This window comes from Jeotgalicoccus marinus DSM 19772 (genome assembly GCF_000425825.1).
Classification (GTDB): domain Bacteria; phylum Bacillota; class Bacilli; order Staphylococcales; family Salinicoccaceae; genus Jeotgalicoccus; species Jeotgalicoccus marinus.
In genome coordinates, this window is record NZ_AUEE01000006.1 from 45,183 (window position 1) to 67,825 (window position 22,643).

28 protein-coding genes are annotated in these 22,643 nt (G+C 35.2%); 2 read left to right on the forward strand and 26 right to left on the reverse strand.

The window, feature by feature from the left end:
• Position 1: 1 nt before the first annotated feature.
• From dnaJ to lepA, 6 genes are all read right to left on the reverse strand, one after another.
• Positions 2-1,117 carry a molecular chaperone DnaJ gene (gene dnaJ, locus H624_RS0103895; protein ID WP_026866437.1) on the reverse strand — a complete coding sequence of 372 codons (1,116 nt, stop codon included), beginning with the start codon at positions 1,115-1,117 and terminating at the stop codon, positions 2-4.
• An 83-nt stretch (positions 1,118-1,200) separates the two neighbouring features.
• Complete coding sequence (gene dnaK / locus H624_RS0103900; protein ID WP_026866438.1) at positions 1,201-3,045, reverse strand: molecular chaperone DnaK; 1,845 nt, start codon at positions 3,043-3,045, stop codon at positions 1,201-1,203.
• A gap of 31 nt (positions 3,046-3,076) precedes the next feature.
• On the reverse strand, positions 3,077-3,673 hold the full coding sequence (gene grpE / locus H624_RS0103905; protein WP_026866439.1) for a nucleotide exchange factor GrpE: 597 nt from the start codon (positions 3,671-3,673) through the stop codon (positions 3,077-3,079).
• A 3-nt stretch (positions 3,674-3,676) separates the two neighbouring features.
• Positions 3,677-4,645 (reverse strand): heat-inducible transcriptional repressor HrcA, encoded by a 969-nt coding sequence (hrcA, locus tag H624_RS0103910; RefSeq protein ID WP_026866440.1) that lies wholly within the window; start codon positions 4,643-4,645, stop codon positions 3,677-3,679.
• Between the two features lie 92 nt (positions 4,646-4,737).
• Complete coding sequence (gene hemW, locus H624_RS0103915) at positions 4,738-5,850, reverse strand: radical SAM family heme chaperone HemW (protein WP_035856009.1); 1,113 nt, start codon at positions 5,848-5,850, stop codon at positions 4,738-4,740.
• Positions 5,851-5,908: 58 nt separating this feature from the next.
• The gene (gene lepA / locus H624_RS0103920) at positions 5,909-7,732 is read right to left on the reverse strand and encodes a translation elongation factor 4 (protein ID WP_026866442.1); all 1,824 of its coding nucleotides are present in this window, start codon (positions 7,730-7,732) and stop codon (positions 5,909-5,911) included.
• 162 nt (positions 7,733-7,894) lie between these two features.
• Between lepA and rpsT the strand changes: the two genes are divergently transcribed.
• Positions 7,895-8,140, forward strand: coding sequence for a 30S ribosomal protein S20 (gene rpsT / locus H624_RS0103925; protein ID WP_026866443.1), 246 nt, complete (start codon positions 7,895-7,897; stop codon positions 8,138-8,140).
• 42 nt (positions 8,141-8,182) lie between these two features.
• Here rpsT and holA read toward each other — a convergent pair whose 3' ends face one another.
• Positions 8,183-9,145 carry a DNA polymerase III subunit delta gene (holA, locus tag H624_RS0103930; RefSeq protein WP_026866444.1) on the reverse strand — a complete coding sequence of 321 codons (963 nt, stop codon included), beginning with the start codon at positions 9,143-9,145 and terminating at the stop codon, positions 8,183-8,185.
• Between the two features lie 89 nt (positions 9,146-9,234).
• Between holA and H624_RS12345 the strand changes: the two genes are divergently transcribed.
• Complete coding sequence (locus tag H624_RS12345) at positions 9,235-9,369, forward strand: YqzM family protein (protein ID WP_084145711.1); 135 nt, start codon at positions 9,235-9,237, stop codon at positions 9,367-9,369.
• A gap of 7 nt (positions 9,370-9,376) precedes the next feature.
• Here the strand turns inward: H624_RS12345 and H624_RS0103940 are convergent, their stop codons facing one another.
• From H624_RS0103940 to H624_RS0104035, 19 genes are all read right to left on the reverse strand, one after another.
• Positions 9,377-11,632: a DNA internalization-related competence protein ComEC/Rec2 gene (locus tag H624_RS0103940; RefSeq protein ID WP_026866445.1), complete on the reverse strand. Its 2,256-nt coding sequence runs from the start codon at positions 11,630-11,632 to the stop codon at positions 9,377-9,379.
• Entirely contained in the window at positions 11,632-12,090 is a 459-nt protein-coding gene (locus tag H624_RS0103945; RefSeq protein WP_026866446.1) for a ComE operon protein 2, read from the reverse strand. The genes H624_RS0103940 and H624_RS0103945 overlap by 1 nt, the downstream gene beginning before the upstream one ends.
• Positions 12,091-12,098: 8 nt before the next feature.
• Positions 12,099-12,734: a ComEA family DNA-binding protein gene (locus tag H624_RS0103950; protein WP_026866447.1), complete on the reverse strand. Its 636-nt coding sequence runs from the start codon at positions 12,732-12,734 to the stop codon at positions 12,099-12,101.
• A gap of 86 nt (positions 12,735-12,820) precedes the next feature.
• Positions 12,821-13,540: a class I SAM-dependent DNA methyltransferase gene (locus tag H624_RS0103955; protein WP_026866448.1), complete on the reverse strand. Its 720-nt coding sequence runs from the start codon at positions 13,538-13,540 to the stop codon at positions 12,821-12,823.
• A complete protein-coding gene (rsfS, locus tag H624_RS0103960) occupies positions 13,533-13,874 on the reverse strand; it encodes a ribosome silencing factor (RefSeq protein WP_026866449.1) in 342 nt (113 codons plus the stop codon). The genes H624_RS0103955 and rsfS overlap by 8 nt, the downstream gene beginning before the upstream one ends.
• A gap of 4 nt (positions 13,875-13,878) precedes the next feature.
• Positions 13,879-14,448, reverse strand: a complete 570-nt coding sequence (yqeK, locus tag H624_RS0103965; protein WP_026866450.1) for a bis(5'-nucleosyl)-tetraphosphatase (symmetrical) YqeK — start codon at positions 14,446-14,448, stop codon at positions 13,879-13,881.
• Positions 14,438-15,001 carry a nicotinate (nicotinamide) nucleotide adenylyltransferase gene (gene nadD, locus H624_RS0103970; protein WP_026866451.1) on the reverse strand — a complete coding sequence of 188 codons (564 nt, stop codon included), beginning with the start codon at positions 14,999-15,001 and terminating at the stop codon, positions 14,438-14,440. The genes yqeK and nadD overlap by 11 nt, the downstream gene beginning before the upstream one ends.
• On the reverse strand, positions 14,998-15,291 hold the full coding sequence (yhbY, locus tag H624_RS0103975) for a ribosome assembly RNA-binding protein YhbY (protein WP_026866452.1): 294 nt from the start codon (positions 15,289-15,291) through the stop codon (positions 14,998-15,000). The genes nadD and yhbY overlap by 4 nt, the downstream gene beginning before the upstream one ends.
• The gene (gene aroE, locus H624_RS0103980; protein ID WP_026866453.1) at positions 15,291-16,088 is read right to left on the reverse strand and encodes a shikimate dehydrogenase; all 798 of its coding nucleotides are present in this window, start codon (positions 16,086-16,088) and stop codon (positions 15,291-15,293) included. Before aroE ends, yhbY begins: the two co-directional genes overlap by 1 nt.
• A 1-nt stretch (position 16,089) precedes the next feature.
• Positions 16,090-17,196, reverse strand: a complete 1,107-nt coding sequence (gene yqeH / locus H624_RS0103985) for a ribosome biogenesis GTPase YqeH (RefSeq protein ID WP_026866454.1) — start codon at positions 17,194-17,196, stop codon at positions 16,090-16,092.
• A 1-nt stretch (position 17,197) separates the two neighbouring features.
• A complete protein-coding gene (locus H624_RS0103990) occupies positions 17,198-17,722 on the reverse strand; it encodes a YqeG family HAD IIIA-type phosphatase (RefSeq protein WP_026866455.1) in 525 nt (174 codons plus the stop codon).
• A 179-nt stretch (positions 17,723-17,901) separates the two neighbouring features.
• Entirely contained in the window at positions 17,902-18,603 is a 702-nt protein-coding gene (locus H624_RS0104000; protein ID WP_026866456.1) for a 5'-methylthioadenosine/adenosylhomocysteine nucleosidase, read from the reverse strand.
• Positions 18,596-19,072 carry a transcription elongation factor GreA gene (gene greA / locus H624_RS0104005; RefSeq protein WP_026866457.1) on the reverse strand — a complete coding sequence of 159 codons (477 nt, stop codon included), beginning with the start codon at positions 19,070-19,072 and terminating at the stop codon, positions 18,596-18,598. The genes H624_RS0104000 and greA overlap by 8 nt, the downstream gene beginning before the upstream one ends.
• A gap of 27 nt (positions 19,073-19,099) precedes the next feature.
• On the reverse strand, positions 19,100-19,720 hold the full coding sequence (gene udk / locus H624_RS0104010) for a uridine kinase (protein WP_026866458.1): 621 nt from the start codon (positions 19,718-19,720) through the stop codon (positions 19,100-19,102).
• Between the two features lie 14 nt (positions 19,721-19,734).
• The gene (locus H624_RS0104015) at positions 19,735-20,418 is read right to left on the reverse strand and encodes an O-methyltransferase (RefSeq protein WP_084145715.1); all 684 of its coding nucleotides are present in this window, start codon (positions 20,416-20,418) and stop codon (positions 19,735-19,737) included.
• 26 nt (positions 20,419-20,444) lie between these two features.
• A complete protein-coding gene (gene mltG / locus H624_RS0104020; protein WP_026866460.1) occupies positions 20,445-21,572 on the reverse strand; it encodes an endolytic transglycosylase MltG in 1,128 nt (375 codons plus the stop codon).
• 57 nt (positions 21,573-21,629) lie between these two features.
• Complete coding sequence (locus tag H624_RS0104025) at positions 21,630-21,941, reverse strand: DUF1292 domain-containing protein (RefSeq protein ID WP_370545384.1); 312 nt, start codon at positions 21,939-21,941, stop codon at positions 21,630-21,632.
• Complete coding sequence (gene ruvX, locus H624_RS0104030) at positions 21,938-22,369, reverse strand: Holliday junction resolvase RuvX (RefSeq protein WP_026866462.1); 432 nt, start codon at positions 22,367-22,369, stop codon at positions 21,938-21,940. Before ruvX ends, H624_RS0104025 begins: the two co-directional genes overlap by 4 nt.
• On the reverse strand, positions 22,362-22,625 hold the full coding sequence (locus H624_RS0104035; protein WP_026866463.1) for an IreB family regulatory phosphoprotein: 264 nt from the start codon (positions 22,623-22,625) through the stop codon (positions 22,362-22,364). Before H624_RS0104035 ends, ruvX begins: the two co-directional genes overlap by 8 nt.
• Positions 22,626-22,643 lie beyond the last annotated feature (18 nt).

The window sequence follows — 22,643 nt, forward strand, 5'->3', positions numbered from 1 at the left end:
TTTACTCACCTTTGAAAAATCGTTTTGTTTTATCGAAAATGTTTTCTTGTTGCTCGTTGATATCTTCACCATTTACTTTTGCTAACTCTTTAAAAATATCTCTTTCTTCTTCAGAGAGTTTTGTAGGTGTCACCACAGTTACTGTTACGAATTGGTCACCATAACCAAATCCTTGAACATTTTTAACACCTTTTTCTTTTAATCTAAAGCGTCTACCTGATTGTGTACCTGCAGGAATCGTTAACATCACAGATGAATTGATTGTCGGAACTTTCAACTCGTCACCTAAGGCTGCTTGAGCAAATGAAATTTTTAGTTCGTAATGAATGTCATCGCCATCACGCGTGAATTTCTTATCTTGTTTAACTCTAAAGACAATATATAAGTCACCTTGTGGTCCACCATTAATACCTGGCTCACCTTCACCAGAAAGGCGGATCTGTTGTCCGTTATCAATACCCTCAGGAATTTTCACTTCAATATCAACATTCTTACTTAATGTACCATGACCGTTACAGTTGTCACATGGATGTTCAATTTCTTGTCCTGTACCTGCACAAGTTGGACATTCTCTTTGTGTTTGAACTCGCCCAAATGGTGTGTTTTGTTCTACAGACACATGACCTGATCCTGAACATGTTTTACATGTCGATTTAGAAGTACCAGGTTTTGTACCATCACCATGACACACATCACATGTTACATCTTTTTTGATTGTCACAGTCTTCGTTGCACCAAAGACTGCTTCTTCAAAAGTAATCGTCATTGTATACTGCAGGTCGTCACCCTTACGTGGTGCATTAGGATCACGGCGTGCACCACCACCAAAGAATGAAGAAAAGATGTCTTCGAAGCCGCCGAAGCCACTACTGAATCCACCGCCGCCAAAGCCGCCTTGTGAGTTCATACCTTCATGACCAAAGCGGTCGTACTGCGCACGTTTATTATCATCAGATAGTACTTCATAAGCTTCTGAAACCTCTTTAAACTTTTCTTCAGAGCCTTCTTTCATATCCGGGTGATATTTCTTTGATAGCTTACGATATGCTTTTTTAATTTCATCCTGACTTGCATTTTTATCTAAGCCTAATATTTCATAATAGTCTCTTTTAGCCACAATTTTTCCCTCCAACAGTCAATATAATACCATTTAAAAAGTCAAAGCCAAACACATTGGCTTTGACTTTTTGGTCAACTATATTATTTCTTATCGTCTTCGTCGTCTACTTCTTTGTAGTCAGCATCGATAACATCATCGTCTGCCTTTTGTTCTCCTGAACCTTCAGCACCTTCTGCATTTGCTTGTTGCTCTTGTGCCATTTGTTCATAAAGTTTTGTTGTGATTGCGTGTAAAGCTTGTTCTAACGCTTCTTTTTTCTCTTTGATTGCGTCTAAATCAGAACCTTCTAGAGCAGTCTTCAAGTCTTCTTTAGCAGTGTTAATTTGTTCTTTTTCTGATTCTTCAACTTGTTCACCAAGATCTTCAATGCTCTTATCAGCAGAGAAAATCATTTGGTCTGCTTCGTTTCTAAGGTCTGCTTCTTCTTTTTTAGCTTTATCTGCATCTGCATTTTCTTCAGCTTCTTTAACCATTCTATCGATATCGTCATCTGTTAAGTTAGAGCTTGATTCGATAGTGATTTTTTGTTCCTTACCAGTACCTTTGTCTGTCGCTGTAACATTCACGATACCATTTTTATCGATATCGAATGTAACTTCTATTTGAGGTTGACCTTTTGGTGCTGGTGGAATATCTGTCAATTGGAAGCGACCTAATGTCTTGTTATCGCTTGCCATTGGTCTTTCACCTTGTACGACATGAATATCAACTGCTGGTTGGTTATCCGCTGCCGTTGAGAACACTTGTGATTTACTTGTTGGGATTGTTGTATTTCTTTCAATGAGTACTGTAGATACGTTACCCATAGTTTCGATACCTAATGATAGTGGTGTAACATCAAGTAATACAACATCTTGTACATCACCTGTGAGTACCCCACCTTGTACTGCAGCACCCATAGCGACAACTTCGTCAGGGTTTACACTACGGTTAGGCTCTTTACCTAATTCCTTAGTGATTGCATCTTGTACAGCTGGAATACGTGTTGAACCACCAACTAAGATAATTTCATCAATTTCTGATTTAGAAACACCAGCATCTTTAAGTGCTTGACGTACAGGGCCCATTGTTTTTTCAACGAGTTTGTGAGTTAACTCATCGAATTTCGCACGTGTTAATGTTGTTTCTAAGTGTAAAGGACCTGCTTCTCCAGCAGAAATAAATGGTAATGATACTTGAGTTGAAGATACACCTGATAAGTCTTTTTTCGCTTTTTCTGCAGCATCTTTAAGACGTTGCATTGCCATTTTATCTTTAGATAAGTCAATACCATTTTCTTGTTTAAATGAATCTACTAGGTAGTCAATGATGATGTCATCAAAGTCGTCCCCACCTAATCTGTTATCACCTGCTGTAGCTAGTACATCAAATACACCGTCACCAAGTTCAAGAATTGAAACGTCGAATGTACCACCACCAAGGTCAAATACGAGAATGTTTTCTTCTTTTTCAGTCTTATCTAAACCATATGCAAGTGCTGCTGCTGTTGGTTCGTTAATGATACGTTCTACTTCTAAACCAGCAATTCTACCAGCATCTTTAGTCGCTTGGCGTTCTGAGTCGTTGAAGTAAGCAGGTACTGTAACAACCGCTTTACTTACTTTTTCACCAAGGTAACTTTCAGCTGTTTCTTTTAAGTTTTGTAAGATCATTGCTGAAATCTCTTGAGGTGTATATTCTTTGTCTTCAATTTTCTCTACATGCTCAGTACCCATGTGTCTTTTAATTGACAAGATTGTGTTAGGGTTTGTAATAGCCTGACGTTTAGCGACTTCACCAACTTGTCTTTCACCATTTTTAAATGATACAACAGAAGGCGTTGTACGGTTACCTTCAGCGTTTTGAATTACTTTTGGTTCTCCACCTTCTAATACTGATACTACTGAGTTTGTTGTTCCTAAGTCTATTCCAATTACTTTACTCATAATTATATAGCCTCCGTTATATTAAATATTATTACTCGCTCACTTTGACCATTGTAGGTCGAATGACACGGTCTTTTAAAATATATCCTTTTTGGAATTCTTCTACGACTAAACCAGCATCCTTACCTTCCACAGCTTCTGTCATCACTGCTTGATGGAAATTAGGATCAAATGGCTGATCTAGTGCTTCAATTGCTTTAATATCATGGTTTTTTAATGTGTCTAATAAGTTATTATAGACCATTTCAACACCCTTATTTAAAGCTTCAAAACTCTCAGTATCGCCTTCGATGCTGAGTGCACGTTCTAGGTTATCAATGACCGGCAAGAGATTTTCAGCAAATTTTTGATCTTTATATTTGTTGTTAATCTCAGCTTCTTGCCTAGTACGGCGTTTGTAGTTTTCAAATTCCGCATAAAGTTTTAAATACTTGTTTTCAGTTGCTTCAACTTCATTTTTAAGTTCAGCAATTACATTTTCTTGTTTTTCTTCTTCAGATTCATTCGAGACAGCTTCTGTTGTATTATCATCAGTTTCATTGGAAACCTCTACCGATTCTTCCTTAGCAGAATCAACTGTCTCCGTGTCAAGTTCTTCTGAAGTGACATCCTTCTTCTCTTCTGTCAAAGTCTACACTCCTTTTTTAAATGAGTGAAGTAAGTTAATGACGTGCTTGTACCCCATTAATTCCGGGCCAATCACCATCAAATTACCACTCAGTCCTTGATGCTCAAAATTAGTTGTAATGACTGAAACAGCCTTGTAACTATCATCCAACTCATCACCAAAATAAATACTTACATCATTAGATGATAACTTTTCTACAGTTTGTTGCAATGATTCTGACTCAATATCCTCGTAAATATGTTCTAAGGTCTCTACTTCATCTTTCATATCACTCAAGAGATAGTTAAAACCTGCATAGCCGACTGTACGCTTTGGCTGTTCTACAGCAGCAGCGATTTGTGCAGTCAACTGATCATATAAATTTCGGATTTCATGCGGTACAACTGTATGCTCATTTAAAATAAACAATGAATCATCTAAACGCTTATCTTTAAGTAAACTAGAAAATAGATTACTCAGTTTTGATAAATCGTCAACTGAAACATGTTTTCCCGTCCTTACTGGAAGCTGTTTTACACTACCTGTATTCAAGACGATAATCGCAATACCCGCACTGTCGGTTAGAGGTGTGATGTACATACCTTTTACCTTTTCATCATCAGAACTTGCTGATACTTGAGTTAAATAGCCTGTTTCTTTACTTATAGATGTTGCAAGCGTCTGTGTAAAAGCCTCAATATCATCCACCGAACTGACAATTTCTATTGTCTGTGGCGGTGATGCCTTAATCATAGCTTTTTGTTCTTCGATGTAGAATTTCAAAGCTCTTCTCGATGGCATTCGTCCCGAAGACGTGTGAGCCTTTAGTAAAAAGCCTGCTCTTTCAAGTGCTGCCATTTCATTTCTTATTGTTGCACTCGATACATCAAATTTGTATTTGTCTAATAAATACTTTGAACTAATAGGTGTCATTACATCCAAGAAATCATCTACGATAAATTTCAAAATGATTTGCTGCCTGTTCGTTAGCAAGTAATCACCTCATTAGCACTCTTCTCTCTTAAGTGCTAATAATAATTTATCAAATAGGTCAAAGTATGTCAAGGGTAAACGTTTCTTCTTTTTTAGAGCAAGAATTCAGCGAATACATCATTACCAATCATACGTCCTGACTCAGTTAAACTTACAAATCCACGACTTTGACTAATCAACTGTTTGGACTTCAACTTATCTATTGTTGGCCCGTAAACATCCTCTATAGTCAAACCGTACTTTTCAATAAATCTTTTTTCGCTAACACCTTTATTTAACCGAAGGCCTAAGAACATTTCTTCTTCATACTTATCATTTAAAGAAAGATCTAATTTTTCTTTAACTACAGAACCTGTTTCATTCATGCTTTTTATATAGTGTGGGACAGGCTTAATATTGTAATATCTATACTCACCATTGTAGCCGTGGCTACCAGCTCCTGCGCCAATATATGGTTCATTTAACCAGTAAGTCTTATTATGGGTCGACTCATGCTCTAAAGTGGCGAAATTAGAGATCTCATATTGTGGATAACCGAGTGCAGCTAAACCATTTATCACCTTATTATATTTTTCGCCCTCTTCTAAACTTCCTGCAATGGACATCTTACCTTGCCTAATTTTGTTATAGAACACTGTATGTGGTTCAATGATCAATGAATACCATGAAATATGTTTAGGTTTCAGTTCTTTTACATACTTTAAACTCATATCGATATCTTCAAATGTCTCCCCAGGTAGATTGTACATTAAATCTAAAGAATAATTAGATAGTCCAATTTTCTCTAGGTGATTTATACTTTGAAAGATATCGTCAAAGCTATGTGTACGTCCAAGTACTTTCAATAATTCATTATTAAAGGTCTGCACACCGAGACTAACTCTGTTGACACCGTAATGTTTTAATATATCTAACTTAGTACTCGTCAGCTCATCTGGATTAGCTTCAAATGTAAATTCCTCTGTCACAGTAAACTGTTCAGTAACAAAGCTGAGTAGTCTATCTAACTGAGTTTCATTTAGAGCGGTCGGTGTACCGCCACCAACATAGATTGTTTTTAAAGTTAACTTGCCATAAGTTTTCAACTCTAAAATTAATGCATCTATATATTCATCAACAGGCTGATTTTTAATTAGTACCTTATTAAAATCACAATAAGTACATATGCGATTACAAAAAGGAATGTGGATATACATGCTATCCATATGCGTCCTCCTAAAACTAAAGGAGAAATCCGTCGATTTCTCCTTTGTTCTGATTAATTTATTCGTCATCCATTTTTAAGACGGCTAAGAAAGCTTCTTGTGGGATTTCAACATTACCCACGGCTTTCATTTTCTTCTTACCTTCTTTTTGTTTCTCTAACAATTTCTTCTTACGGGTAATATCCCCACCATAACATTTAGATAGGACATTTTTACCCATAGATTTAATGTTAGTTCTAGAGACAATCTTTTGTCCAATTGCAGCCTGAATTGGTACCTCAAATTGCTGTCTTGGAATGATATTTTTTAATTTCTCTACGATTGCCTTACCTCTATCATAAGCAAAATCTTTATGGACAATAAAGCTAAGTGCATCGACTTTTTGAGAATTTAATAAGATATCCATCTTAACCAATTTAGACTCTTTATATCCAATTAAATCGTAATCTAATGAAGCATAACCTTTAGTATTCGATTTTAATTGATCAAAGAAGTCGAATACAATTTCCGATAAAGGAATTTCGTAGATTATATTTACACGCACATCATCTAAGTAATCCATCGTTAAAAAGTTTCCACGTTTCTTTTGACATAACTCCATGACTGATCCTACGAAATCGTTCGGCACCATAATTTGTGCCTTGACATAGGGTTCTTCAATCTTGGTCACTTTTTGTGGATCTGGCATTTGTGCAGGGTTGTCGACATTGACAACTTCACCGTCAGTCATTTCGACACTGTAAATAACAGAAGGCGCTGTAGCAATCAATTCAATACCAAATTCTCTCTCAATTCGTTCTTGAACAATCTCCATATGAAGTATGCCTAAGAAACCAGTACGAAAACCAAAACCTAGCGCCTGAGATGTTTCCGGCTCATATTGTAATGATGAGTCATTCAATTCAAGTTTCTCCAATGCTTCTCTTAGGTCATTGTACTTATTGGAATCAATCGGATACATACCACAATATACCATCGGATTCATCTTCTTATATCCTTGTAGGGGTTCAGTTGCAGGGTTATCTGCATTCGTAATTGTATCACCTACTAAAGAATCCCCAACTTTTTTAATCGACGCGATGATATAGCCCACATCACCTGCAGATAGATCATCAACAGGTAATTGCTTTGGTGTATTAATGCCGACTTCTGTCACTTCAAATTCCTTACCACTCGCCATCATACGGATCTTATCCCCTGCTTTGACCGAACCTTCCATAATTCGAATGGAAGAAATTACACCTCTATAGGCATCAAAGGAAGAATCAAAGATAAGCGCCTTAAGCGGTGCATCGATATCACCGTCCGGTGCAGGCACAGCATCTACAATACGCTCTAATATTTCCTCGATACCTATATTTGCCTTTGCTGAGGCATAGATAGAGTCTTCTTGAGGTAAGCCGATTACATCTTCGATCTCTTCTGCAACTCTATCAGGTTCAGCTGCAGGTAGATCGACTTTATTGACAACAGGAATGAGTTCTAAATCGTTGTCTAAAGCCAAGTAGACGTTAGCTAATGTCTGTGCCTCAATTCCTTGAGCTGCATCGACAACTAAGATTGCCCCTTCACATGCTGCCAATGAACGAGAAACCTCATATGTAAAATCGACGTGACCCGGCGTATCGATTAAATGAAAGGTATACTCTTCTCCGTCTTTAGCTGTATACTTTAAACGTACTGCGTTAAGTTTAATGGTAATACCGCGTTCTCTTTCAAGATCCATAGAATCAAGAAGTTGTGATTTCATATCTCTCGCATCAACACTTTTAGTATTTTCTAATAATCTATCAGCAAGTGATGATTTACCATGGTCAATGTGAGCGATGATTGAAAAGTTCCTTATATTCTTTTGTCTTTTTAACCGTTCCTGTTTATCCATATAAAAATCCAACTTTCCTCGTGTTTGCAATGCTATAATTATATCAATGCTGCACATTAACTTCAATTCATTTCGGATTGATTATTGCATAAGCATCGTATATTTGGTAAAATATCTTGTGTTGCAATAAAAGTTGTACAACTTTATGTCGGAGGTGACATTATGCCTAATATTAAATCAGCTATCAAACGTGTGAAAACGAACCAATCAGCACAAGAAGCAAACATTGCACAAAAAAATGCAATGCGTACTGCTGTAAAACGTGCTGAAACAGCTAAAGCTGAAAATGCTGAAAACACAGACGCTTTAGTATCACAAGCTGTAAAACTTATTGATAAAGCTGTGAAAAACAATCACATTCATGCAAACAAAGCTAACCGTGTAAAATCTCAATTAATGGCTAAATAAGCACAAAACCTTCTTATCATTAAGAAGGTTTTTTTATTTTACCTATATTTCTAATATAAATAATTCAAATAAAGTATTCCGATCTAAATACGATGACTTAAATTTATAGTCAATATCTCGGCATAGCATCATCTTAGATAAGAGATTTTCTAAAGGGAATTTTCTAACGTGTCTAAGCGCCAACTTCACCCTGTAGGGATGCACTTTTAATGCTTTGGCGATATTGTCCTCTTGATAACCCTGTTGATTTAAAATCTTCACTTGGTAAAACAAACGGAACTGTCCTATGATTAGATGTAACAATTTCATCGGCTCTTCTTTTTGAAGTATGAGTTCGCGTCCAAGTTGTACTGCTTTTTCCTTTTCATTTTTCAAGATAAATTCTGTCAGTAAAAATACATTTTGTTCAAGGGAAATACTAACAACTTCTTTAACATCCTCTAAAGTAATGTCACCATCTGTATAAAGCAACAGTTTTGAAAGTTCATTATGAACATTTTCATATTTATAGCTCGTTCTTTCTAAAAGCAGTTCCAATGCCTCACTATGTATCTCAATGTTTTCTTGGTTAAGGACACTTTCAACATATAAAGAAAGCTCACGTTCAGTCATTTCATTAATTTCAGTGACCTTACCTTTTTCCTTTAAGACTTTCGTTAGTTTTTTTCGGTTATCAAGCTTCTCTGTGTACACAGTAAAAAGAATCATTGTATCATCATTCTTTTTTGTTAAATAATCAAGTAACAAGTCGATATTATGATTGACAGAACCTGTATTCTTGTTTGCAGTAAATATAAGCGCATCCTCAATGACCAACACTTTTCTATCTGTCAAAAATGGTAAGGTTTGAGCCTCTTCTACAACCGTTTCAATAGATGTTTCTTTTAGATTCAAACGAGTGAAATTGAAGTCATCTAAGTCACCTGCATAACTTTTAGCGATTTTTTTAACCTCATCTTCAATCCGTATGATATTGGTGCCGTACATTAATTGTAGCAATTCCATTTATAAGGCTCCTTTAAATTTATAAATATATTATAGCTTTTTTCTTTAATTTGTCCTATACTATAGGTAAGTGTTTAGGGGGTAATTACATGAATAAATTCGAAAAAAATGTACAATCTAAAAATAATGATGTAATTGATTCAGGCCTCGGTTTTATCGTAGGATTTATTGGTTTTACTGTAATCTACATCATTCCTCAAATTTTCTCTATCATAGCAGGTTAAGCTAAGCTTATTTAGAGCCGTTAACTGGCTCTTTTTTTATGTCTTTTTGTAAGCAAGACTGTCGTTGAGTTAATTTTTCATGAGTACATATTGTACCATCTTTAATGCCGAACTTCACCATACCGCTATCAGCTGTTAAATAAGTTCTTATGCCTTCTAAATTATCTATCACGCTATTATGAGGATGACCATAACGATTATTAACACCAGCTGAAATGAGTGCGATATCTGGCTCTACTGCCTCTATAAAATCTAAAGATGACGAAGTATCACTACCATGATGTCCGACTTTTAATATGTCACTTTCTAAATTATATTTACCAACCAAATCCGCTTCACGTTCAATTCCTATGTCACCAGTAAACAGTACTTTAAACTGATCTAAGGTCACTTTCAACACGACGGATTGGTTATTTGAATCATCAAGCACATCCATACTATACAGATGTTGAATGTATATAGTACCCACCATAAAATCCTCTATATTTCGACTATCTATTATTTTACTTAGGTATTCTTTAGGGATACTACTCGACCACTCCTCAAACTTCTCATCATTAGTATTCATAAGGATATTTGTTGAATCTATCTTAGATAAAATATTTAACAATTCACCACTGTGATCAATATCTAAATGACTGACTACAATCAAATCAAGTTGATCAATACCTTGTTCTTTTAAATAAGGTAGTACTGTTTTTTCACTTAAGGGAATTACTTGTTTGTTATGTAAGAATTGCCCTCCAGTATCAATTAAAATGGTCTTATTTGCTCTATGATCCTCAATTATAAAGGCATCCCCTTGTCCAACGTCTACCATGGTAAGTGTGTAATTTTGTGTAAAATTTTGATGATTAGTATATAAGACAATCGTCATCATTACAGTAGCAGTAAATATTTTAAAATACGATTTTTTTAAAGTGAAAATAATCAAACCATAACTTAAGATAAAGAGGACTAGCGTACTTAGAGGATGTAAATTTTTAATTGGCATTCTATGTTTAAAACTATGGCTTAGAAAATCAATCAAACGCTTAATACAGCTGAAAGTAAAATTGTAAATTTCGTCCATAAATACAGGTAGATGTATAAAGCTTAAAAAATTAAAGATGAGTACACTAGGGAAAATAATAAAAGAAAAGAACGGCACAAAAATAATATTTAATATTAAGCCACTTAAACTTATTTCATTAAAATGTAGCAGTACAATAACAATCGTGGATAATTCACATATAACTGTAATAATGACAAGTTGACCAATACTTGAAAACTGCATGAACAGTGGCCGAGTTAAAAGAATAAAATAAGTGGTTACATATGATAACTGAAATCCTGCATGGTACATTACTGACGGATTTATAAGTACTTGAACCAAGGCACTTAATGAAATTATCGTCATATAAGGTTTTTTATCGAAGAAGGAGCAAACCAAAAGGCATACACCCATAAAAACAGCTCTTAGGACACTCGGACTGAAAAAATTAATTAAGAAGAAGCATAGTAAGACGATAATCAATATAATTTTAATGTAGTGCACTGGTGTTCTGATCATTTTCAATACACCATATATAAAAGCACTTAAAAACGCAACATGCGTCCCCGATATAACATAAAGGTGATATATACCTAACTTTTGTAAAGCATCAAAAAATTCAGATGTTATGTAAGACTTATTTCCAACTGCCAATGTGAGCATGTCAAATTTATAGTCGTATTCAGTAATATTCAAAACCTTACTCATATAAATAAATCTAATTTGATTTATTTTTGTTTTTAAGTTGAGATCCGCTTCCTTACACTCTACACCAGATAAATTGTCTAAATAAATTCGTCCACTTAACTCATTTAAAATTAAAGATGTTCGACTATCCTTCTTTACAAAATTTCTTTGTTCTTCAGGAATACTAGTATTAAAACTCCCTGTACACTTAGAACCAAGTGGTATTATATCTAGACCTTCTTCAATATATAGTTCATATGTTTCATTGTTATTTTCTACTATGTAGTGAATACTATCTTTATAATATTTGTAGTCTATGATGTGCAAGTAATCAATTCTCTTTTCTTCTAACGTCACGTCTAGCTGATTAATTAATAAGATAACAACAATAATGACTATTGACAGGAAACTTAAAAATTTTAAGGAGAATCTATTCACTCGACTACTCCACATTAAAATTGCATAAAAAAAGAAGCCCAAAAATGGGCTTTCTAAAAAGATATAACCAATGACAACAGCTAAGAATATGTATAGTAAGACCATTACAAGGCTTCGAAATAAGCTTTTACTTTTTCCGTGTCTGTTTCTATCAGTTCATAGTTTATATTATTCTTTTCTAATAACTCTATCGCATAAGGATGGTTTTTATAATTTTCCCGATAATAAATGTTACTGATACCTGCCTGAATTAATGATTTTGTACAATGCACACATGGGAAATGTGTCACATACACTGATGCACCTTCAGTTGAGACACCAAATTTTGAGCATTGGAGCAGTCCATTTATTTCAGCATGGATGGTACGTATACAATGACCATCCTCTACATAACATCCTTCATCTATACAGTGAACTTCACCTGAAACCGAACCATTATAGCCGCCTGCTATAATGCGATTGTCTTTGACAATCGTTGCACCTACACTTAATCTCTGACAAGTTGAACGAAGGGATAATAACATTGCTTGGGCCATAAAATATTCATGCCAATTTATTCTCATAAAGCACCTCATTCTATTGTAATATGTGGTTCTAAAGTTAGAAACGTCTTATCACCAATACCTGGAATGTTCTTTATATCTTCCAATTTCATAAAGACCCCCGTCTCTTCACGGTATTCTATAATCGTTTGTGCTTTTTTCTCACCTATACCGTTTAAGGTCATCAATTCATCCAAACTTGCTGTATTGATGTTAACTTTTGCCTCACTCGTCTCTACCGCGCTTGGTACAGTCATGGCATGTTTGATTTCCTCATGATTAATTTCACCCTTGAATGGGATATAAATAACCATTTCATCAGTTAGCTTTTTAGACTGATTAACGGTGAGTAGATCTGCATTTTCAGAAACATTTGCGATATCTAGGGCATTCTTTACCCTAGCATCAACTGGAAGTTCATAGACACCTGGTGAGTTAACTGCACCCTTCACTTCAACGTACACCGTCGTCTCTATGTTTTCTAGGTCAGCTTCTTTAGCATCTACTTCACTGCCCTCAATATCTTCACTGACGTTCATAGAGATATCCTCAATAGCCACAGTGTCTTCTTTCATAAAGATAAAAAGAACAATGACCAAACCAATGAATAATCCCCCACCAGCAAGGTAAAATTTATACTGTTCGAAAAAGGTTTTGATTTCCAATCCATCTCCTCCTTAAAATAGCTCTCATACTATATATATTAAAAAAAGATGGATTTACTTTTTATCGGACAAGTTATTTAATTTACCTAGAGTCGTTTTAGAATATAGAAATTCCTTTCAGCTACTTCTGTTAATGGATTATCAATATCAAAATCACTAAAAGAGTGATGGATTGTAAAGCCGGCCTCATTAGCTAACTGTAATATGTCACTATGCTTATAAGTTTGTTGATAATGCGTTTCTTCAAATTTTTCATAGAGATCATTTTGAACTTTGATGAAAAATGTCAATTCATGCCAGACACTGAGTTCCGCTTCACCCGGTATCGTCTGCCAAGTATAGAATACATCATCGTTAGAATCAGAATATAGTTCATAGTTAAAATCTGTTTTCATCTTATATTCTGTATGAACATCAAAGATAAAGACGCCGTCTTTGTTCAAATGTTTGTATGCATTTTGAAGTACATTACCAAAGGCTGTTACATCTTTTGCATAATTGAGTACATCTGCTGTTGCTATGATCATATCAAAGGATTCACTCAAGTCGAATTGAGTCATATCGTCACAAAAATACTCGGATGTTGGATCATTTTCTCTTGCAATTTCCACCATTGTTAATGAATTATCGATACCAACTTTCCTTGGTACTTTTAATGCATTTAAAACAGTCCCCGTACCTGAGCCTATGTCTAAAATTGAGTTTACATTTTCACCGTAATATTTAATGATATCGAGCCATAAGTTATATGGCATCTCATCATTAAATAAGTCGTAAACTTTAGAAAAATTTTCGTATTTAGGCACGTCCAAGGTCATCACCAGCATCTTTGAATAAACGCTCTAAATTGTAGTATTCTCTTTGAGTTTTTATAAATACGTGAACAATCACGTCTCCTACATCACAGAGAATCCACTGCCCTTCTTTATGGCCTTCAATTTTTACATCAAGGTTATTCTTAAAAGCGACATCTCTGATTTCATCAGAAATTGCTTGCGTTTGTCGTTCTGAATTACCGTGACAGATTACAAAATAATCTGTCACAGGGCTATGATCTTTTACATCGTAAACTTTTATGTCGAGGGCACGTTTATCATCCACGGCCTCAACCATTAAATCTAATAGCTTATTGCTATCCATACTTTCACTCCTTAGCCATATTGTAATAATTCAAGCACTCTAATGTTTTATAATAAATGGTTTGATCTTTTTCTAGTAAATGCTGCATATTTGCTTTAGTAATCTGATATACAGCCCGGTCAATATTTTCTTCTTTATAAATTATATCCCTGATGAAATCTACACCTGGCTGACTTCTTTCGGGCTCAATATAATCCGCCACAAATATAATTTTTTCAATGATACCCATCTGCTTTGCCCCAGAGGTATGGTGGGTAATTGCTAAAAGTACATCTGGGTCATCTAGACCAAATTTATTTTTAACTTTAACTGCTGCAATCGGACCATGTAATACTTCTGATTTGTACTCTAATAATTCAGGATCTAAGCCTTCAGATTGAACAGTTTGATACATCTTGCCAAGGTCATCATACTTGGAATAATCATGTAATACACCTGCAAGATATACTTTATCTTTATCTGCGTTAAAAATCTTTGCCATTTTTTCTGCAGTTTCAGCTACCCTTTGGCAATGTTTAAAACGTTTTTTTGGTAATTTTTCTTCTGAAACTTTTAAAGCTTCCTTACGTTTCATAAATACGCTGCTCCTTTATAAACTTAAATACGTTTGGATTAACAAGGTGTTGTATTTCTGTATTCGTCTTAAGTCGCTCTCTGATTGTTGTGGATGATACTTCAACAATATTTGTTTTTAAATATTTGAATGGTGATTTAATTTCAAGGTTTGAAACATCACGATTAATGACCACAAATTGAGCTAAATTATGGAGTGCTTCTGAATGCGCCCATTTGTCAAAATTTAAATAATGATCTGTACCAATAATGAAATACAAGTCATCATTAAGATATTTTGACTTTAAAGTGCTTAAAGTATCAAAAGTATAAGTGACTTCTGCACGTTCTAATTCACTTGTATCAATAGAAACAAATTCGAAAGGTTCAACGGCAAGCCTAAGCATTTCTAAACGCTCAGAATCACTTGAATTTGCCGAATTTTTTAAAGGTGAAACATAAGTCGGAACGATAATGATCTGGTCTAAATTCAGACCAATATATGCTTCCACAAAGGCATTGATATGTCCATTGTGAACAGGATCAAAAGTTCCGCCGAAAATGCCTATTTTCATGGTAATTCTATCTCTTTATGTTCATCAGATTCTCTATATAATACGATAGTATTTCCCATAATTTGAACAATTTCAGCACCGGTTGCTGATTCTAGCGCTTTTGCAATAGAATCTTTATCTTCTAAACAATTTTGTAGTACAGAAATTTTAATTAATTCTCTTTTGATCATGACATCGTCCACTTGTGCAATAAAATTCTCAGTCACACCATTTTTCCCAATTTGAAATAGTGGTTTTTCATGATGAGCGAGTGATCTTAAGTAGCGCTTTTGTTTTCCTGTCAATGTCATTATGATTCCTCCATATATTTTTCTAATTTGTCTTTTACTGATTTAGTGTCACCAGTTTGCCCTGTCCAAATTTTATAGGCATCCATCGCTTGATTAACTAGCATATCTAATCCATTAATACTGTGCTTAAAATATGTCATGAATGGTGTTGTTTTCGGATTATAAATTAAATCCATACCCACTGTATCATCATCAATAAATGATGGATCAATGCCCATTGTTTCAAATACATCTTCATGATTTAACCCTATAGGTGTAGCATTAATGACAGCATCATAATGCCGGTTTGTAAAATCGTTTGTCACAATACCTGTAAAATCATCAGACTTAAACGTAGCAAAACTTTCAAGTCTTCTAGCAACAATTGTAACAATATCACCATGATCAATATGTGCTCTGTGGACTGCTTTTGCTGCACCGCCAGCACCTAGAATTAAGATATGACGTTCTTTTTTTTTCTCAAATGCTGCATTAAAGGCAGCTATATATCCTGTTACATCGGTATTATACCCATGTAATTCACCGTCTTTATAATGAACAGTGTTCACAGCACCAATTTTTATCGCCTTAGGATCGATATAGTCTAAGTGAGCCATGATGGTTTCCTTATGTGGCACCGTCACATTAATGCCCGATAATTCACTGTCCATGATCCATTTTTTTATATCTTTAATGTCTTCTGCTAGGACTTCATGGGCAGTATAAGTCGACTCATTTTTTAAGGCGTCAAAGTTTGTTTGGTGTATAAGTGGTGACATGGTATGTTTTATAGGATAACCGATTACAGCATAGTTCATCTTACTGCACTCCTTTAAAAATGGTCGGTCGTACGGTAACATTTACATCTTTAGGTACTCGAACACTTACCTTCGCTTTCTTTGCCACAGAAATAAAGGCTAGACCACTAATCAATACATCACTCGCACCATGTAAATCGAATTGATATTCGTCGTAATTTGACGTTAAGAAATCTTCTTCTATGGTTGGGGGTGCCAACAATTCATTGAAATGCTTACTGTAAAAGTCATAGGCATTTGTCGTTTTAGTTCGGTGAACGGTAAGGTGTTGACTACAGTAGACAGAAAAACTATTTGAGCCACCTTCTGTATAGTCTATACGTCCAAGATTACCGATAAACAGAGTTTGATCAATATTCAACTGAAAAGTCTTTGATTTAATCTCTTTTGTTGGAGATACAAATTTTAAGTCACTTGCTTTTACAAAATGTGAGATTTGTGAATCCACAACAATACCTGGTGTGTCATACATCGTTTGATTATCACCGAGAGGAATATCAATCATGCCAAGTGTAGTCCCTGGAACATTGCTTGTCGTGATCACATGTTTTAAGCCCGTATTATCTTCTAGTAGTTTATTGATTAAAGTAGATTTCCCAACATTTGTCGTACCGACAATATAGACATCCTTACCTTGTGCCATACTACTTATCTTTTTCAATAATTCATCTAAGTGTTTTCCTTTAAGTGCACTGATTGCTATCGTATCATTTGCAGTTATACCTTCGTCCTTAAGCATTTTTTTGGCACGTTCAACTAATCTAGATGTATTCGTTGATTTTGGCAATAAGTCAATTTTGTTAATGACTGCTAAGACCTGTTTTTTTCCGACGATTCGATTAAATGATGGTATAATACTACCCTCAAAATCAAATACATCGATGACCTTTACAATTAAGCTATCTGTTTCATAAAGTGAATTCAACATGGTTAAGAAGTCGCCAGAATCCATAGAGACTTCTTGTACCTCATTATAATGTCTTAAGCGGTAACAACGCTGACAAATAGGTTCATCTTTCTTTAAGCCAGACTCAGTTATATAACCTTCTTTATTCTTATCATTGGTTTGGAGTACACTGCCACAACCGATACATTTTATGTCTGTCAAATTAATCCTCCCAGGTAATCATGTTCTTTTTCTTAAAGTACTTCATTATAACACGTTCTATACGGCGGTTTAAGTAGGTCGCCCATCCATCTTTTTCTTTGACAGGGATAACGAGTACACTTTTTATGCCAACCCGATTTGCACCCAGTACGTCTGTCATTAACTGGTCTCCGACCATCACAGTATTTTTCTTTTTAGTACCTAATAATTTCAAGCCTTTATGAAAGTTTGCAAGCATTGGTTTTCTAGCACTATCAATATAATCTATACCATGCGGTTCAGCAAATGCTTTTACTCTCTCATGACGTCCATTTGATAAGATGAGCAACTTGATATTGGAAGCTTCAAGTGACTGAATCCACTTAAGTACATTATCATCTGCATCCGCTTCGTCAAAAGCAACCAAGGTATTATCTAAATCCGTCATGACAGCACTAATATTATGCGCTTTTAAAAATTCAACAGTAATATCTTCATATCTATTCACAAAATGGCTAGGTAAAAATTTATCTTCAATAATTGTCATAAGCTCTCTCCAAATTAGTGATAATACACAAAAAAAGCACCTTAAATAGTTTAAGGTGCGCATTTTACTACTCGATTATTTCAGGGTCTTCCGTTTCAGTTTCTGTGTAAACAACAAAGCCAATAATAACCGTAAATACAATTGCAAGAATCATTAAGAATAACATAGCTACCTCCACATTACAGTTCTCTTAATATTGATTTTACAACTTCAGAAGAATGAACACAAGCCCGAGCTAAAAATTCATCATAACTCATGTCCGCACTATCATCCGCTTTATCACTCATCGAACGCATAATTAAAAATGGTGTCTCAAATTGATAGCAAGTTTGTGCAATACTACTTGATTCCATATCTACACAAAGTGCATCAGCAAAATTACTAAGAATGTTATCTTTTTCTACTTTACTATCGATAAATGAATCACCACTTACAACTTGACCACATTGTCCTTTAATCTCTTCGTTATTGTCGATTATAGATAGGGCGAGTGCTTGAAGCTGATCATCACTATGATAAACCTCTGGCATGCCAGGAACTTGGCCCAATACATAACCGAAGGCAGTTGCATCCACATCATGATGTGTGACATCTGTTGAAATCACCATATCTGTTACGTTTAATTTATTTGATAAAGCACCAGCGACGCCAGTGTTTATTAAATAATCTAAATCATAGCGCTCAATCATTAATGCCGTAATGATACTCGCATTCACCTTACCAATCCCAGACTGGACTAAGACAATATTCTGCCCATTCAACTGTCCAATACAGGCAGTAGTGTGAATAAGCGATTCTTCTCTCTCTATTGTCATCGCCGTTTTTAACAAGGCAACTTCAGGTTCCATTGCACCTACGATACCGACTGTAAACTTAGTCAATTTTCACGATTTTCACTTTCATTGAGTTACCATTTGGTAAGGGTACATCGACTTCGTCTTTTAATTTTGCACCTAATAGTGCTTGTGCCATTGGAGATTCGTTCGAGATTTTTCCTTCAAACGGATCCGCTTCTGCACTACCAACGATCTGATATGATTCTTTATCACCATCAGGCACTTCAGTAAATGTTACTGTATTACCTAAACCAACAGTGTTTTTATCTCCATTATCTTCAATGATAACAGCGTGTCTAATCATTTCTTCAATTTTAGTAATCTCTTTTTCAACAAAACCTTGTTCATCTTTAGCTGCGTCGTACTCTGAGTTCTCAGATAAGTCACCGAAACTACGTGCAACCTTTATTTTCTCAACCACTTCTGGTCTTTTAACTGTTTTTAATTCATCTAGTTCAACTTGTAATTGCTCAAAACCTTCTTGTGTCATTGGGTATTCTTTTTTGTTTTCCATCGTAATCCTCCGTTAAATATAAATCTTTTATTCGTTGATTAAAGTTCTAATCTTCGTTGTAATGATATCGATTGCCACCATATTTTCCCCACCTTCAGGAATAATAATGTCACTGAAGCGTTTGGTAGGCTCAATAAATTGAAGATGCATTGGTCTAACAACTGATAAATACTGATCGATCACTGAATCTAGTGAGCGACCACGTTCTTTGATATCACGTGCCAAACGACGTAAAATACGAATATCTGAATCCGTATCTACATAAAGTTTCACATCCATAAGATCTCTAAGCGTTTCATTTTCTAAGGCGAAAATACCTTCAATGATGATTACTTCTTTAGGTTCTACCCTTATCGTTTCAGTACTTCTTGTATGGTTAGCATAATCATAAGTCGGTATATCAATCGTTTCCCTATTTATCAGCTGGTTGATATGTTGAATCAGTAGATCATTATCAAAAGCAAATGGATGGTCATAGTTGGTTTGTAATCTTTCATCCATGGTCTTCTCACTCTGATCTTTGTAATAGTAGTCCTGTTCGATAAGAACAATGCTGTGTCCTTCAAGTGATTCCATAATTTTTCTAGTAACTGAAGTTTTACCAGAACCTGAACCCCCAGCAATTCCTATTATCGTCGGTTTTTCCATTTGCGTACACACCCTTAGTAAATGACTAGTAAGCCGTCTCCGATATTTAAGTATGAAGTCGAATACTCACTATCTTTCATATTCTGATTGAATTCCCTAACCTTATCACGAAGTTTTCTTTTGTTTTTATTCTCAATTTCATCTTCAGTGATTAGCCCACGGATAAAAATATTGTCTACAATGATCAGTGCATCATCGGATAAATAAGTCTTATATTTATCGAAAAAGAATTGATTGTTTCCTTTTGATGCATCTATAAATAGAAAATCAAAATCTTTTTGATTTAGTTCAACTGTTTTAGCATCGGCTAGGATCGTTGTAATTCTATCCTTATATGGGCTGTTGTTGATATTTTCATTTGCAATATTATGACTCGCTTCGTCCTTTTCGATCGTTGTCACGTGAATATCGTCATCAACGCTTGCAAAATGCAAAGCACTATAGCCAATAGCCGTTCCAATCTCTAAGATGTTTTTTGCACCTTTAATAGATATGTACTGTTTAACAGCATTTAAGGCATCGCCATCAATGATTGGAACATGGTGCTTAACTGCGTAGTCATATATATCTATAAATATCTCAGCCTCTGTATTCAATTCTCTAATATATTGTTTTAGTTCCATCTGATCACCATATACAAAAAATACAACTGATAACAAAGTTATCAGTTGTTCATCCATTACGATAGATAATAACACATTTCAATTAATTTGAAAAGCGCATATTATTCTCCATCAATATATTTCTCTCTATTTTCGTTATGCTCTTCATAGGTTTCTGCAAAGTGGTTATTACCTTCACTATCCGCTAGGAAGTAATAATAATTAGTATCTGATGGATTTAATGTACTTTGAACAGATTCTAAACCTGGTCCAGCAATAGGTCCTGGTGTTAAGCCGTTGTGAATGTATGTGTTATAAGGATCATCAACCTCAAGATCTTCATACAAGACCACTTCTTGGTGTTCCCCAAGTGCATAAAGTACAGTGGGATCTGTTTGTAGTGGCATTGTTGGAACGGATGCCATGCGATTTAAAAATACACTCGCGATTCGTGAACGGTCCGCAAGGGAGGTCGCTTCTTCTTCAATTAATGATGAGAACGTCAAGAATTCATGGAATGTTAAAGTACGCGATTCACCTTCATAAGTAATTGTATAATCAGGTGACGATGTATATAAGTTATAACTGTTCTCTTTTGTTGCATTCAGCATATTTCTCACCAATTGTTTTAAGTCTGGTTCTTCTGTTGTAATATCATAGGTTGCAGGATAGAGATACCCTTCAAGTGCATACTTAATATCTTCTTCCTTAATTTCATCCGTTAGCATCTCTGGGTACTCACTTATCAATTCATCAATAAATTCCTCATCATTCATGAGTTCTAGGAATTCATCTGCTGAAGCAGGTGTATTGCTTTCAATCTGGCCAGCGATTTCTTCAATTGTATAGCCTTCTGGAACTGTTAATCTATACTGAACTTCCTCATATATCGTACCGGTTTCTAATGTTCGAGCGATCTGCTCGAAATCCATTGCGGGTGACATTTGATATGTACCTGCTTGATAGCTAGAAATACTATTTAAACGTAAGTATAACTCAAACATCGTACCATTCTTAACAATGCCTTCACTTTCTAATAAATCCCCAATGTCACTAGCAGAATAGCCCTGTTCTATGGACATTTCAATTGTTTCAGTTGAATCCTCATCGACGGGTTGTAAACCACTTCTAATATATAAAAAGGCTGAAATAATACCGACGATTAAAATAACAACTAAAATAATTACGATAAAAAGTGTGAGGTAAGACGATACATTTTTTGAAAATTTAACATCATCGTATTTACTCATAGATTTATCCTTTCTGAAAAAATAGCTTCCAATATTTCTATTGGAAGCTGGAGGGTATTACTCGTCGTAATCATCCATTTGTGTGTTTACAACTTCTTCGATCATGTCCCATTCATCGTCAGTTTCCACTGGTAGGAATTTACCGCCGTCGCCTTCTTCATCGGGAACGTTAATCATTGGGATAAGCTCGATATCCTCTTCTTCGTCACTAAAGTTTCCTTCTTCAGCAAGGATAACGTAGTTCTTATCGAATTCTGGGTGATAAAATTCGAGCATTTTTCTGTAAAGTACTTCTGAACCATCCTCATCATAAAGCGTAAGTAGTTCTTCTTCTTTGTTAAATTCTGTATTCTCGCTCGTCATATTCATGCTCCTTTATGCGGATTATCTAAGTAGCCTTGTAGTATAAATACTGCAGCCATCTTATCAATAACCGCTTTTCTTTTTTTGCGTGATAAATCAGCTTCTAGTAATGAACGTTCGGCAGCGACCGTGCTTAAGCGCTCATCCCACAGAGTTATTTTAACATCTGTGAGTTCAAGAGCAAGTAATTCGGCAAAATGTTGAGATCTTTCTCCACTTTCCCCAATCGTATTGTTCATATTTTTAGGTAAACCTACAACCACTGTATCTACTTCATACTTTTTAACAATGTCTACAAGTTCATCTATGCCGTAATCATCTTGATGCGTGTCTATTTTTAGTGTAGTCAGTCCTTGAGCAGTCCAACCTAAAGCATCGCTCATGGCCACACCAATTGTTTTTGTGCCTACATCGAGCCCGAGAATTCTAACCATTTATCTCTTTGTCGACATAATTCTTCACTAAAATTTCCATAATCTCATCACGTTCAATGTGTCTAATCTGATTACGTGCTTCATTATGGCGAGGAATATAGGCAGGATCCCCACTTTGCAGATAACCGACAATTTGATTAATAGGATTATAGCCGCGTTCTTCCAAAGTGTTATAAACGTTAGTTAAGACATTTTTAACGTTCTCTTCCTTACGTTCATCTACACTGAACTTCATAGTTTTATCGAACTGGTCCACTAAAAGCACTCCTATTCA

What these genes read in the sequence shown, in the direction of transcription:
- dnaK (WP_026866438.1), bottom strand. Translation starts at nt 3,045, where the DNA reads ATGAGTAAAGTAATTGGAATAGACTTAGGAACAACAAACTCAGTAGTA.
- hemW (WP_035856009.1), bottom strand. Translation starts at nt 5,850, where the DNA reads ATGGATAGCATGTATATCCACATTCCTTTTTGTAATCGCATATGTACT.
- lepA (WP_026866442.1), bottom strand. Translation starts at nt 7,732, where the DNA reads ATGGATAAACAGGAACGGTTAAAAAGACAAAAGAATATAAGGAACTTT.
- rpsT (WP_026866443.1), top strand. Translation starts at nt 7,895, where the DNA reads ATGCCTAATATTAAATCAGCTATCAAACGTGTGAAAACGAACCAATCA.
- holA (WP_026866444.1), bottom strand. Translation starts at nt 9,145, where the DNA reads ATGGAATTGCTACAATTAATGTACGGCACCAATATCATACGGATTGAA.
- H624_RS12345 (WP_084145711.1), top strand. Translation starts at nt 9,235, where the DNA reads ATGAATAAATTCGAAAAAAATGTACAATCTAAAAATAATGATGTAATT.
- H624_RS0103940 (WP_026866445.1), bottom strand. Translation starts at nt 11,632, where the DNA reads ATGGTCTTACTATACATATTCTTAGCTGTTGTCATTGGTTATATCTTT.
- H624_RS0103945 (WP_026866446.1), bottom strand. Translation starts at nt 12,090, where the DNA reads ATGAGAATAAATTGGCATGAATATTTTATGGCCCAAGCAATGTTATTA.
- rsfS (WP_026866449.1), bottom strand. Translation starts at nt 13,874, where the DNA reads ATGGATAGCAATAAGCTATTAGATTTAATGGTTGAGGCCGTGGATGAT.
- yqeK (WP_026866450.1), bottom strand. Translation starts at nt 14,448, where the DNA reads ATGAAACGTAAGGAAGCTTTAAAAGTTTCAGAAGAAAAATTACCAAAA.
- nadD (WP_026866451.1), bottom strand. Translation starts at nt 15,001, where the DNA reads ATGAAAATAGGCATTTTCGGCGGAACTTTTGATCCTGTTCACAATGGA.
- yhbY (WP_026866452.1), bottom strand. Translation starts at nt 15,291, where the DNA reads ATGACATTGACAGGAAAACAAAAGCGCTACTTAAGATCACTCGCTCAT.
- aroE (WP_026866453.1), bottom strand. Translation starts at nt 16,088, where the DNA reads ATGAACTATGCTGTAATCGGTTATCCTATAAAACATACCATGTCACCA.
- H624_RS0103990 (WP_026866455.1), bottom strand. Translation starts at nt 17,722, where the DNA reads ATGACAATTATTGAAGATAAATTTTTACCTAGCCATTTTGTGAATAGA.
- greA (WP_026866457.1), bottom strand. Translation starts at nt 19,072, where the DNA reads ATGGAAAACAAAAAAGAATACCCAATGACACAAGAAGGTTTTGAGCAA.
- udk (WP_026866458.1), bottom strand. Translation starts at nt 19,720, where the DNA reads ATGGAAAAACCGACGATAATAGGAATTGCTGGGGGTTCAGGTTCTGGT.
- mltG (WP_026866460.1), bottom strand. Translation starts at nt 21,572, where the DNA reads ATGAGTAAATACGATGATGTTAAATTTTCAAAAAATGTATCGTCTTAC.
- H624_RS0104025 (WP_370545384.1), bottom strand. Translation starts at nt 21,941, where the DNA reads ATGAATATGACGAGCGAGAATACAGAATTTAACAAAGAAGAAGAACTA.
- ruvX (WP_026866462.1), bottom strand. Translation starts at nt 22,369, where the DNA reads ATGGTTAGAATTCTCGGGCTCGATGTAGGCACAAAAACAATTGGTGTG.